Below are 12,220 nucleotides of genomic sequence, written 5' to 3'. Positions count from 1 at the left end.
GATTGTCATGAGTACTCGGGTATCGAGCCGCAGGCGGGAGACGGCGCACGAATTAGGGAGGGGCCCTGGCAGATGTCGCGTCGGGCGGCATCGTTTTGCGACGATCCTGGCGCTCGGATTATTCGGCAGCCTCGTGGCGGGCACCGCGGAGGCGACGGAGGGCGGGGCCAGCCTCTATCTTCCCGGCTTCCGCGGTCCGGCAGCGGGGATCGTCCCGCCGCCCGGCTTCTACTTCAGCAACGACTTCATGGCCTACTCGGGTGAGCTCAGCGGCGCCCGCCGCATCCAGATCGGCGGCGCAGTGCTGGCGGACGTTGAGGTGGAGATCCGCGCCGACTTCCTGACCGCGACATGGGTCACGCCCCTGGAGGTTCTCGGGGGACGGACGGCCATCAGCGTCAGCTTGCCCGCAGGCGTGCCGCGGGTGAGCGCGGGCGTGCTGATCGAGGCGCCGCGGCTGGGCCGCACCTTCGCGTTCAGCCAGCGCGATGCCTCGTTCGTGCTCGGCGACCCGATCGTAACGGGGCTGGTCGGATGGGATTCGGGCAGGCTCCACTGGTCGGTGGGCGCGAGCGTGAACGTGCCTGCCGGCGGCTACCAGGAAGGGGAGCTCTCCAACCTCGCCTTCAACCGCTGGATCGGGGACGTGTTCGTCGCCGCGACCTGGCTTGATCCGGCGCTTGGGCTCGACATCTCGGGTGCCATCGGCTTCGAGATCAACGGCGAGAACCCGGACACCGACTACGACAGCGGCAATGCCTTCCATGCCGATCTGTCAATCAGCAAGAACCTGACTAAGGAGATCTCCGTCGGACTGCTGGCGGGCTATTACGACCAGGTGTCGGACGACAGTGGGCGGGGTAACCGGATCGGCCCCTACAAGGGACGGGTGGTGGCGGCCGGCGCCTCGATCGGCTACGACTTCACCGTTGCGGGAACCCCGATCACGACCCGCGTCAGGGTGCTGCGTGAGGTCGACGTCGAAAACCGTCCGCAGGGCACCATCGGCCTGTTCACGGTGGCGTTCCCGCTCGGCGGGCAGACGCCTCCGGCCGCACGGGTCGCCGCCAAGTACTGAAGGCCGAACGGGATTTCAGAGTGGCTCGTGCCCCACACGAGCCACAGTGCGCTTGGACGTAGGTCAGGTCGCTTCCTGCCGCTCCCGCCGGACGCAGCGGAAGCCGATGTGGCTCGTCGAAGTATCGACCGGATGCGGATGTCGCGCCGCTGGACGGTAGCGGCGGCAGTAGTTCGGGGCGCAGAGGTGCGAGCCGCCCTTGACTACCTTGCGCGGGATCCTGAAGTTCGGCTGGCGAGGGTCGTAGCTGCCGTCCTCGCGACCGCCTCGCGGGTTTTCTGGGATGCAGCAGGCCTTCGGCGCATCCTCGGGGTGCTTTGGCATGTACCAGTCGTTCGTCCATTCCCAGACATTGCCGATCATGTCGTAAAGGCCGTAGCCGTTGGCCGGGAACGAGCCGATCGGGGAGGTACGCTCGTAGCCGTCGAGCATCGTGTTCTCGAACGGGAATCGTCCCTGCCAAGTGTTGGCCATCTGCCGGCCGTCGGGCGTGAGTTCGTTGCCCCAGGCGAACTCCATACCATCGGTTCCACCCTTGGCAGCGAACTCCCATTCGGCCTCAGTAGGCAGGTCCTTGCCCGCCCATCGGGCGTAGGCAAGGGCGTCGCTGTGGCTGACGTGGACGACGGGATGGTCCTCCAGTCCCTTGAGCTTGCTGTTAGGGCCGTAGGGACGCTTCCAATTCACCCCGAAGGCGAAAGTCCACCACTGACTCCAGTCCCGGAGATCGACCGGATGGGACGGAGGGCTGAAGAGCATGGAGCCGGCCTTCAGCATCTCCCGCTTGGCTCCGGGATAGTCCTTGGCGTCGGGGATCATCTCGGCCGTGGTCACATGGCCTGTAGCTTGGACGAAGGCCTTGAACTGGCGGTTGGTGACCGGAGCCGCGTCCATCCAGAACCCGTCCACGGTGACGCGATGGATGGGAGCCTCTTCCGGATAGTGGTCGTTCGATCCCATCGCGAAGGTGCCGCCGGGAATCCAGACCATGCCGCCGTCGGCGGTCGAGGGCTTCGAGGGAACGGTGGAGTGCTTCATGGGACGCGCCCCGGGTTTGTCGACGGTGTGGACTGGTTCTCGATCTGGTAGGCAAATTTCGCTCGCAGGAAGTCGGCGGGCCGGGTCTGAACACCGCGCAGCCATAGTGCTCTTACCGCCTCGTCCGACATGGGTGTCCCTGCGGCAACCTGTTCGTCCTTGCCTTCACTGCCCTTGGGCTTGGTTGGATCGAAGACGACCTCGTCGGGTCGGGAGTCCGTGTCGCCCATGTCGCCACCCGTCGTCTTCAGGCGTTCCGCCCGCAGCCGCGCCAGGGCCCGGTTGGCCTCGGCCTCGGCCTCGGCCCAACCGGGCCGGAGCTGGAGGGCGCGGTCGTAGCGACCGATGGCGTTGTCGTACTGTCCGAGCATCACGAGGGCATTGCCCTGATCGTAGGCGGCCTCGGCCGTGTCGAGTCCGGACAGGGCTTGGGCCGCGTCCTTGAACGCGCCCGCCCGGAATAGGGCCACGCCACGCCACATGGGATCGATGAATGCGTCGGCGGCTTTCCGAAAGTCGCTCCGGTGCATCGCCCAGGCGCCCCGCTGATCGGGCGTGAGCAGGAGGTTGCGCCACCCGTAGACGGTGCCAAGGATCCCCAGGCCGATCACAACCGCGCCTGCGATGCTCGAGTACGCATGCCGCTCCAGGAACAGGGGCAGGCCTTCGATTGCGTTACGGATCGCATGCGCCATGGCGTCAGCTCCCCAGCACCCAGCCGCGCCGGAACCAGGCAAGGGTGAGGAGCGCAAGCAGGGGTGTCAGCCAGTACCCGGCCTCCTGCCATCTCTCGCCCTCGGCGGCGACGTCGCCGACGGCCGCCGCCCGGTCGAGCCGTGTTGTAATCGCCTGAACATCCGATCGGTCGGGCAGGACAGCTTCGAGTGACGCGTCCAGGGCTGAAGCGCCCGCGTGCAGGTCCTGCGCGCTGTCGAGGCGCGACGGCGGCAGCGCAGCCCAGAGCGTCATCTCGAATGTCGGACCGGAAGCACCGAGGTTCTCGAGGAGCGGCACTTGGTCTGCCGCGATCGCATCGGCCATTACGAGAACCGATCCTCCCTTGCTGCCGTCCCGCAGCACGGCGGAGGCCAAGCGGACCGCCCCGGCGAGGCTGTCGCCTTCCCGGGGCATGATCTCAGGCGATAAGGCCTGCGCCATGGCAACCACCACGTCGTTGTCCGGTGTCGGCGGCAGGACAAGGTGAACCGATCCGGCGTAGGCGACAAGTCCTGTCGCGGCGCCTTCGCGTGCGGTCACTAGATCTGAGAGCTTTTGGACAATCCGGACGAGACGACTCGGGGACAGATCCTCGGCATTCATGGACGGCGTGACCTTGAGGACGACCATGAGGGGTGGCCGGGCATCGGCGAACAGCGAGGGTTCGCGTCTCCAGGTGGGGCCTGCGACCGCGAGGATGCCCGTGATCCAGGCCGCGAACAGAACATCATGGGATGAGAGAGCCGACTTGCGGTCGCTACCCAGCATCAAGGCCCGGAGGATGCCGGGATCGATGACCTGGGCCCAACGGGCGGCCTCGTCGGCGCCTTGCTTCAAATGCCACCAGAGGAACATCGCGGGCATGAGCAGCACGAGCCACCAGGGCCGCAGGAGATGGAAGGATGCGAGCGCCGCAGTCATGGGATGGCTCCCTGCCGCAGGGCGTGAGGACCAGAGTGGTGTCTTCGAATCACGATCACGACGCACGCCCCCATGCTTGTCAGGAGGGCGCCAATAAGGGGGATCCAGTAGAGATCTGACTTCGGCCGAAAGGACACGGTCTCGATCCGCCGGGTCTCGACTTGGTCGAGCCTCTGATAGATCCCGGCGAGTTGCTCCCGGTCGAGCGCGCGGTAGAAGCTACCACCCGTCCTCTCCGCCACGTCCTTGAGCGCGGCCTCGTCGAGCTTGTCCTCGCCAGCGGCCGTCGGGTCGCCGATGGCGACCGTGTGGATGACGATGCCACGGTCCTTGGCGACGCCCGCCGCCTCACCGGGCGGCACCTTGCTGGCGGTGTCGTTGCCGTCGGTCAGAGCGATCATCGTCCTGGCTTTCACCGTCGATTTGTCAAAGAGCGAGATGCCAAGGCCGATCGCATCCCCAAACGCCGTGCGCGGCCCGGCCATGCCGACGACCGTCTCCTGCACGAGCTGACGAGCGAGCTTCAGGTCGGTCGTGAAAGGCACCAGCGCGAAGGGTGCATCGCCGAACACCACTACGCCGATGCGGTCGCCCTGGCGGCGCGCAACAAACTCGTCGAGGACCTGCTTGAGCGCCGTGAGCCGATTGACCGTGTGTCCCTGCGTATCCGTGAAGTCCCTGGTGTCCATGGAACCCGAGAGGTCAACCAGCAGGAGCATATCCCGGGTCGGCACCTCGCGATGGAGGGGAGGTTCGATCCATTGCGGGCGCATGAGTGCCGCGAACGCGAGGAGCCAGCAGACCATGAGGATAGCCGTGCGTCCGGAACTGCGCCGCGCCGTGACGATGCCGCTGCCCGGCACCTGTCCGGTCAGGGTCACGAGCGTTCGGAAGAACGGCACTCTCACACCGGCCCGAAGCTCTACATGCGGCGGCACCAACCAGTACACGAAGATGGGCAGGGGCAGCAGGACAGCGAGCCAGGGATATGCGAAGGTCAGCATGTCAGCCTTCCCGCGCCCGGTGGGATCGCAGCCATCGCCGTGCATCGGCAACGACCGCCGCGCGGTCGTCCGCCGTCATGGCCGCCCGACGCGTGTAGGCCAGTTCGGGAAGGAGCCGGGCTGGACCCGACGTGAAAGCCATCGTGCCGCCCGTCCGGTCGAGGAAGGCCAGAAACGCGTCTCCGCTCAGCGATGCGACCTTCTCGCGGCCATAGGCGACGAGGGCCGCCCGCTTGAGGAGCGGTAGGATCGCCGTCATGTCCGGAGAGGCGCTGAGTTCCCGAAGTGCCTCGCGACGGTAGGCATCGGAGCGGTACCGCTCATACGCCCGCCGGATCATGACGAGAGAGGCAGCAAGAATTCCGAGAAGGATGATCCAGGCGCCCGGGGCCGGTGGCCACAACGGCAAAGGCGGCAGCACGATGTCACGCAGGTTGGTGAGGTCGGCCGGATCGCTAGTCATGATCGAGCTGCCTCCAGGGGCCGCGTGCGGTCGGAATGCGTGACACGGCGTCCCAGCAAGTCGCGGAGCTGGTCAATGGGATCAAGGTCCGCACGGATGGGCAGGACCGGGATCGACCGCTTGCGGGAGAATCGCTCGATCTGTCGACGGCGCTGCGCGAAATCCTGCGAGAAACGGCCCCTCAGGTCGGAGGACGACAGGTTGACTTTGATCTGCTGATCGCTCTCCGCGACGACGACCGGGCCTATTGGCGGCAGGTTGGCCTCGAGGGGATCGTAGACGAATATGCTCAGGACGTCGTTGTGGGCCGTGAGCGTCGTCACGCGTTCGACGGTCTCCCGGTCGGCCCCAGCGGCGTCGGTTATCAGGCACAGGAGGCCGTCATGCTTCAGGAATGGCGCCGCCCGATGCAGGGCCTCGTTGAGTGCCTCCGGCTTGGGGCTGTCCCCGATCCGGCCGGGCAGGGTCTGGCAGGCCCTAGCAACGGCGCCGATGACAGTCATGGCTCCGGCGTCCTGGGCCTGCGGCTTGACCGTCACCACTTCGTTGTCGCTGAACACCACAGCCCCGATACGGTCGCCCTGCGATGTGACGCGCCACGCCGAGGCAGCAGCGACCTCGGCTGCGGCGACCGACTTCGTGGCGCGCCGGCTGCCGAAGAACATCGACAGGCGCTGATCGACGAGCAGCATGACGGCCCGGTCCCGCTCCTCGGTGTAGACGCGGATGAAGGGATCGCGCAGGCGCGCCGTCGCATTCCAGTCGATCGTGCGAGTATCGTCACCCAGATAGTAGGGCCGCAGCTCCTCGAAGTTCAGACCGCGCCCGCGCAGGCGCGAGGCATGACGTCCCGTCAGGATGCTGTGTACGGGCTGGCGCGGCAGGAAGCTGAAGCCCTTGGACTTGTGCCTGAGCCGGATCAGCTCGTCCGCCGTTACCGTGATGCGGCCCTGGTCGGAGGAGGTCCGGCGCGCTGTCGCAGTTGAAGCCATCCGTCGCCTCCATCCTTCCTCAGGCTGCCACCGCGACTTGGCGGATGACCTCGTCGATCACGTCGTCCGGCTTCACACCATCCGCCGTGGCCTCATAGCTCAGGGAGACGCGGTGGCGCAGGCAGTCGTGGGCGACAGCCTGGACATCTTCCGGAACGACGTAGTCGCGGCCCTGGAGCCAGGCGTAGACCCGCGAAGTCCGGTCGAGGGCCAGCGAACCGCGCGGGCTGGCACCGATGGCGATCCATTGCTTGAGTCTGTCTCCAAACTCGGCCGGGCGACGAGTAGCAGCGATCAGTCCTACTATGTACGTCTCGATGGCCTCGGCGGAGGTGACACGGTCGATCTCGCGCCTCGCATCGAGGATCGCCTGCTGCGCGATCTTGAGCGGAGCAGCAGAGGATGAGGCCCCGGCGTTCTCCTCACGGACGAGGCGAAGCACCTTCACTTCGTCGATATCGCTCGGGTAGTCGATGCGCACATGCATCAGGAAACGGTCTATCTGGGCCTCGGGGAGGGAATAGGTACCTTCCTGCTCGATCGGATTCTCGGTGGCGAGCACCATGAACAGCTCGGGCAGCTTGTAGCGCTTGCCCGCCACCGTCACCTGCCGCTCCTCCATGGCCTCCAGCAGCGCAGACTGCACCTTCGCCGGAGCACGGTTGATCTCGTCCGCCAGGATAAGGTTGCCGAACACCGGGCCCTGACGGAACTCGAACGTGCCGCCCCCCTGTCCATCGCTGCGGTAGATCTCGCCACCGGTCACATCGGAGGGGAGGAGATCGGGGGTGAACTGAATGCGGCTGAATTCTGCCTCAAGGTTATGGGCTAGGCTCTTGATGGCGCGTGTCTTGGCGAGGCCCGGCAGTCCCTCGATCAACACATTGCCATTGGCAAGAAGGGTTATGACCAGGCGTTCGACGACCCGCTCCTGGCCGATAATCGCCTGATTCACCCGCGCCCGAAGGTCGAGGATAGCGTCGCGGGGTGCGATGCCTCGCCCTGCCACCACCGGCATGTTCAAGGCCTGTGTCGCTTCATTCACTTGGCCTTGCTCCTCTGTGTTTGATCGGTGCCGTTGGCCACACAGACCATGGTCCGGCCGGACGACGGCGCCGCGGCCCGCGACAATCCCACCCGCCGCCCGGCGGGCTGCCCCATTGCGGCGTCACTGCGCCCTACCGGAAAGGCCCTGGATGGCCGGCCGGGCCATGGTCGGATTGGGGAGGAAGACACCTCGGCAGCATGCAGGGGAACTGACGACCGGACAAGGACGGCGGCTGCGGTCAGCGTAACCAGTCTCATGGCAACCCCTTCGCAGGCGGACAATCCACGGGCTCGGTGTCCCGGAGCGAACCCCAGTTCACGTCCTTCAAAGGTTAGGAGGGCTAGAGCGAAGCGGTATTGGGGAAACACCTGAGAGATGGGCAGGAAACTACTGAGCCCCTGGGCAAGATCGGCCGACACATTTGGGGCGGTCGGCTCGACCGCGAGCCATCGTGCGATGCGGCGGCCAAGAGCAGGAGGAAATGTTCACGGGCTTAGATATCCATGCTGACATCCGTGCAGAACCTTGTCGGCGCCGCATGCGTGATCCCGAAAGCGAAGCTGCTGCAATCTCGGGCCCGGAAACGTGCAGATGGTACGATTAGCTATAGTCCTGGCGCAGGCAATCGTAGATGGGAAACATCGCGGCCACGATCATCGAACCGTCTCTCAGAAAACAGCGTGGAACAGTAATGGCACTTGAGAGGCTCGAAGCAGCGGTCCTAAGACTTTGCGGCTACGATCGACCTTCCTCCGGAGGTCAACCCGAGAGAGGCGCTATCTATGCTCGGTTTGAGCGGTTTGGCCCTCCGCTGCGTCTCTCAGGAGCGCTTGCTCTCAATGGCGCAGCGGTTTCAGTGTCATTGCCCTATCTTGGTGTGCCGCCGAATGAAATTCGGAGAGTTGGCGTCTTTCGTCCCCTCTCACGTTTTAATGATCGAGAATTTCGCGAGCTTCAATCGACATGTGATCGAAGCAGATCCAGATTGCACAGGTCTGATCCTCCATGTTGGAGGTTGTCCCTCATTTGCGACACAGCGCGCTCTTGGTCACATTGCATCAATCCCTCCCGCAACGATCCCATTCTTTCGCTCGTCTGACATTGATGCTGACGGTACATGGATCTTTCGCAAAATCGAAAAAGCTGTGCGCCGACAACTCAAACCGCGCTTATGACGCCCGAGTTGACTTGACTCGATCGACAGCTCATTGGGCAGGTCTGGCACGTACTGGCTAAGAGAAATCATAGCAGTCCGAGCGCTTCTCCCCACTTCGTGTGGGCTGATACGGGCTGTGCTCACGAGGCACAGCCCGTATCAGCCCGCCGCGCATTGAACGGAGACGGATCCCTGGCAGACCGAACCTGAACGGGATGAAGGTGGCCATTCTGGTCACGGAAGGGTTTGAGCAGATCGAACTGCTCAAACCTCGAAGGGGCTTGGATTGAGGCCGGGGCCGAAATCTGGTCGTTTCTCCCAAAGGCGACCGGGCGCGGGGTTGGAGCGGCAGACGGTGGCAAAGGGGCAAACGACACCCGGTTTTGAAGCTGTGTTCACACGTGTGGAGACCAGGTTGGAATTCCGTGCCCACTATCTCCTGCCGAAGAACTGCAGGACGTCGTCAGTAGTCGTGGAGGCCGGCAGGCGCGAGGAGGCCGAGTTCGCAGCCGCTGTCCAATATGAGTTCCCGTCCGGCACCAGGGTTCTTGACGCCAACCCGTACAACATCTACGGGCTCGTCCCAACTGAGCCGAGGCTTGGTCTCTATTGGGAGGTTCGGAAACGGATCGAGCAGGGCTATTACGACGAGTGGCCCCTGGCGCCCGAGGAGCGCTTTCGTCGCAGGTGTCAGTTCTGCAAGGAAGTCGCCGCGATTTTCGGAACCAGGAAGGGGCACGAGCACCTGTTCGAAACGGCGGAGCGGCTGGCGCGCCAGTTCCGGCTAGTCGGCAGGACAACCATTTCCGGCGAAATCACCGCCATCGTGGACCAGCATCCTTTGGTCAACCTGTTGGACTGGTATCAGCAGCTCAAGCTTGTTACCGACAACGTGGCGAAAGCGCCGGCCCGCGGGGATCCGATAGAGGTCGTGACGCCGGTGGACAACCGCGTTGGCTCGCGCGTTCTCAGGAAAACCCGATAGCATTCTGGGGCGAAGGCCAAGGGGGCGGCCGAGCGTCCCGGTGCTCGTGAAGGGCGCTCATGATCACCTGAAATGGCTGTTCACGCTGGCGCGAAACTGCTGCTTGTTGGCATCGACGAGTCTCAGGCTGGCAACCACGGCAAAGCTCTCGCCGCCCATCAGCTCCTCATCTAGGCAACGCTGCGCCATCGTCTCGAATAGATGGCAAAGAGATCACTCTTGCGAAAGCGCCCGTGCCGGTTTCTTGGAAAAGGTAGAGCGGTTCGGCACCTTGCCCGGCTCCTATCGCACGCCATTTAGTTTGGGGGAGCTGAAGGTGTCACGCCGAGGCGGCTCGAAGCCGCCTCTTTCTCGTTCTTGACGGAGACGATCTTGTCGCCTGACTGGATCTCGGCGCTGGCTAACCTTATGACAGGCCTAGCAGCCGTGGTCGCCGGCTGGGCCGGCGTCCGCGGGCTCAATGCCTGGCGGGCCGAGATGGTCGGCCGGCGCAAGACAGAGCTCGCCGAGGAGGTGCTAGCGGGGTTCTACCGGGCCAGGGACATCCTCACATGGGCGCGCTTTCCCGCCTCAGATGACAACGACGGTGGGGAGGATGATCGCCCTAGAACAAGACCGGAGGACGAGGAGCTTGAGCGGGACGAGATCTTCACGCCCGTTGACCGCCTGACCAAGGAGAGCCAAGTGTTTTCCGAGCTCCAAGCGAGTCGGTACCGCTTCATGGCCTATTTCGGAGAGGAAGCCGCCCAGCCCTTCGAGGAGATTCGGGCCATTCACAGCGAGGTCATCGACTCGGCCCACAACCTGATCCGCACCTACGGCCAGGAGCAGACGGGCTCGGAGGAGGCGAGGCGCAACCAATGGGAAGCGGCGATTGGCTGGGGCGAAGGGGGCGGCGACACTCTCAGGAGGCGGCTTGATCTGGCGGTGAAGGCCATTGAGCAGACTTGCCGTCCCTTGATCGAGGAGCGCCATAAAACGCGTCGCAATGGTCCCGTTTGAGGCCTTTGGACATAGTCCAAGGGCTCGGCAATTATGCGTGCGTGATGAGCTGGGGCAAACTGGCGATCATCAGACTCGCTCCCTCCGCTTCTTTGCCGTAGACGGCACAGATGCATTCGACAGAACGGTATGGATCTGAGCCACCACCGCCGCGCCCTCACCAATTGCGGCACCGACGCGCTTAACTGATCCCGCCCGAACATCGCCGACCGCGAACACATTGGCGACTTCCGCTTCCAGCGGAAGAGGACGCCTTAGATCGTTGTCGTCAATCATGCCGGCGGCCGGGAGAGCCGCACCTGTGCGAACAAAGCCGTTGGCGTCCAGGCCCACGCCGCAGCCCTCGAGCCAGCCCGTTGCCGGATCTGCGCCGATGAAGATGAAAACGTTGCGGATTGCCTTCTCCATCTCCGTGCCGGTGACGCGGTTGCGCCACCAGACGCGCTCTAATTGCCCCTCCGGCGAACCCGAGAGGGCGGTGATCTCGGTTTGGGTCAGCACTTCGATGTTGTCCGCAGCCGCAATCCTGTCGATCAAGTATTGCGACATGCTCTCGGCGAGATTGGGTCCACGGACCAACATCCACACCTTTGCGGCAAAGTCCCTCAAAAACACCGCCGCTTGCCCAGCAGAATTGCCGCCGCCCACAAGGGCAACCTCCTCGTTCCGGCACAAGCGCGCTTCGAGGGGCGAGGCCCAGTACCATACGCCGCGCCCCTCGAACTCCCGCAGGCGAGGAATATCAGGCCGCCGATAGCGGGCACCCGAGGCGACAACCACCGTAGAGCCTTTGACCCGCCGGCCGTCAGCGAGTTGAATGCCATACGGCATTTGCGAGCAGTCGAGGCCGACAGCTTCGGCCGGGATCACCATCTCGGCGCCAAATTTCTGCGCCTGGACGAAAGCCCGCGCCGTAAGCTCGCGGCCGGGGACGCCGGTTGGAAACCCCAGATAGTTCTCGATTCGGGCGCTCTCGCCCGCCTGGCCGCCAAACGCCACCGCATCCAGGACAATGACGGACAACCCCTCCGACGCTGCATAAACTGCCGTCGAGAGACCGGCAGGCCCCGCGCCGACGATCACGACGTCATAGGTCCGATTTGGCGCATCGACGGGCACCATGCCGAGGGCCCGCGCAAGGTCCCGCTCGGTCGGGTTCTTAAGGATCGTCCCCTTAGGGCATACGGCGAGCGGGAGGTCCTTCGGATCCGGCGCGTAGCGCTCGACCAGAGACGCCGCGTCACGGTCGCGGGCGGGGTCGAGCACCTGGCAGGGATAGCCGTTGCGGGCCAGGAAACCTTGCAGGCGAACCACGTCAGGATGTGTTTCGGGACCGATCAGGACCGGACCGCCTGCGCCCGTCTCGATCAGCACGACGCGTCGGAGAATGAGCGCCCGCATGATCCTGTCACCCAGCTTGGCCTCGGCGATCAGGAGACTCCGCAGGTTATCGGGCGGAATGAGAAGCGCCTCCACATCGCCGGTGGCGTGAACATCGACCAGCGAGGGGCGGCCGGACAGTTGCCCCACCTCAGCGACGAAGTCCCCGGGTCCCAGCTCGACAATGGGGGACAGATGTCCCAGAGGATCATGCCGGGTGACGCTGACCGAACCGAAAATGAGAGCGAGCATGCCCGGAGCACTGTCGCCTGTGACGAACAGCGGCTCGCCTGCAGTGTAGTGCCTGATCTCGCCAAAGCGGCGCAGGCGCTCAATCTCATCGGGACCGAATTTTGGAAACATCTGCTCGTCGCGAGGATCAATGGCTGGCATGGGGAGCCTTTTTTACGGTAGGAAATGATCCGGCCGGGTGGCC

At 64.4% G+C, this 12,220-nt stretch carries 11 protein-coding genes and 1 pseudogene; 3 read left to right on the top strand and 9 right to left on the bottom strand.

Annotated features, from left to right (window positions below; all coding sequences use genetic code 11):
• Nucleotides 1–7: 7 nt before the first annotated feature.
• Nucleotides 8–1,078 carry a SphA family protein gene (locus LJD17_RS15680; RefSeq protein WP_227385116.1) on the top strand — a complete coding sequence of 357 codons (1,071 nt, stop codon included), beginning with the start codon at nt 8–10 and terminating at the stop codon, nt 1,076–1,078.
• A 63-nt stretch (nt 1,079–1,141) separates the two neighbouring features.
• Here the strand turns inward: LJD17_RS15680 and LJD17_RS15675 are convergent, their stop codons facing one another.
• Genes LJD17_RS15675 through LJD17_RS15645 form a run of 7 tightly spaced genes read right to left on the bottom strand, consistent with a single transcriptional unit; the run spans nt 1,142 to nt 7,207 of the window.
• Nucleotides 1,142–2,116 carry a formylglycine-generating enzyme family protein gene (locus LJD17_RS15675; RefSeq protein ID WP_227385115.1) on the bottom strand — a complete coding sequence of 325 codons (975 nt, stop codon included), beginning with the start codon at nt 2,114–2,116 and terminating at the stop codon, nt 1,142–1,144.
• On the bottom strand, nt 2,113–2,811 hold the full coding sequence (locus tag LJD17_RS15670; RefSeq protein WP_227385114.1) for a tetratricopeptide repeat protein: 699 nt from the start codon (nt 2,809–2,811) through the stop codon (nt 2,113–2,115). Before LJD17_RS15670 ends, LJD17_RS15675 begins: the two co-directional genes overlap by 4 nt.
• A gap of 4 nt (nt 2,812–2,815) precedes the next feature.
• Nucleotides 2,816–3,754: a vWA domain-containing protein gene (locus LJD17_RS15665; protein WP_227385113.1), complete on the bottom strand. Its 939-nt coding sequence runs from the start codon at nt 3,752–3,754 to the stop codon at nt 2,816–2,818.
• Complete coding sequence (locus LJD17_RS15660; RefSeq protein ID WP_227385112.1) at nt 3,751–4,758, bottom strand: VWA domain-containing protein; 1,008 nt, start codon at nt 4,756–4,758, stop codon at nt 3,751–3,753. Before LJD17_RS15660 ends, LJD17_RS15665 begins: the two co-directional genes overlap by 4 nt.
• A gap of 1 nt (nt 4,759) precedes the next feature.
• A complete protein-coding gene (locus tag LJD17_RS15655) occupies nt 4,760–5,221 on the bottom strand; it encodes a DUF4381 domain-containing protein (protein ID WP_227385111.1) in 462 nt (153 codons plus the stop codon).
• Nucleotides 5,218–6,213, bottom strand: a complete 996-nt coding sequence (locus LJD17_RS15650) for a DUF58 domain-containing protein (protein WP_227385110.1) — start codon at nt 6,211–6,213, stop codon at nt 5,218–5,220. Before LJD17_RS15650 ends, LJD17_RS15655 begins: the two co-directional genes overlap by 4 nt.
• 19 nt (nt 6,214–6,232) lie before the next feature.
• A complete protein-coding gene (locus LJD17_RS15645; protein ID WP_227385217.1) occupies nt 6,233–7,207 on the bottom strand; it encodes an AAA family ATPase in 975 nt (324 codons plus the stop codon).
• Between the two features lie 1,625 nt (nt 7,208–8,832).
• On the opposite strand from LJD17_RS15645, the gene LJD17_RS15640 reads away from it, so the two are divergent.
• Nucleotides 8,833–9,402, top strand: coding sequence for a hypothetical protein (locus LJD17_RS15640; RefSeq protein WP_227385109.1), 570 nt, complete (start codon nt 8,833–8,835; stop codon nt 9,400–9,402).
• Nucleotides 9,403–9,495: 93 nt separating this feature from the next.
• On the opposite strand, the pseudogene LJD17_RS15635 reads toward LJD17_RS15640, so the two are convergent.
• A pseudogene (locus tag LJD17_RS15635) lies at nt 9,496–9,678 on the bottom strand (IS5/IS1182 family transposase); the annotation flags it as partial.
• 96 nt (nt 9,679–9,774) lie between these two features.
• Between LJD17_RS15635 and LJD17_RS15630 the strand changes: the two are divergent.
• Nucleotides 9,775–10,404 (top strand): hypothetical protein, encoded by a 630-nt coding sequence (locus LJD17_RS15630; protein ID WP_227385108.1) that lies wholly within the window; start codon nt 9,775–9,777, stop codon nt 10,402–10,404.
• A gap of 69 nt (nt 10,405–10,473) precedes the next feature.
• Here LJD17_RS15630 and LJD17_RS15625 read toward each other — a convergent pair whose 3' ends face one another.
• Nucleotides 10,474–12,177: an FAD-dependent oxidoreductase gene (locus tag LJD17_RS15625; protein WP_227385107.1), complete on the bottom strand. Its 1,704-nt coding sequence runs from the start codon at nt 12,175–12,177 to the stop codon at nt 10,474–10,476.
• Nucleotides 12,178–12,220: the final 43 nt, after the last annotated feature.

The organism is Microvirga rosea (assembly GCF_020595095.1).
GTDB lineage: Bacteria > Pseudomonadota > Alphaproteobacteria > Rhizobiales > Beijerinckiaceae > Microvirga > Microvirga rosea.
The sequence above is the reverse complement of the archived record's forward strand: the minus strand, read 5'-3'. Positions and strand labels throughout refer to the sequence as shown.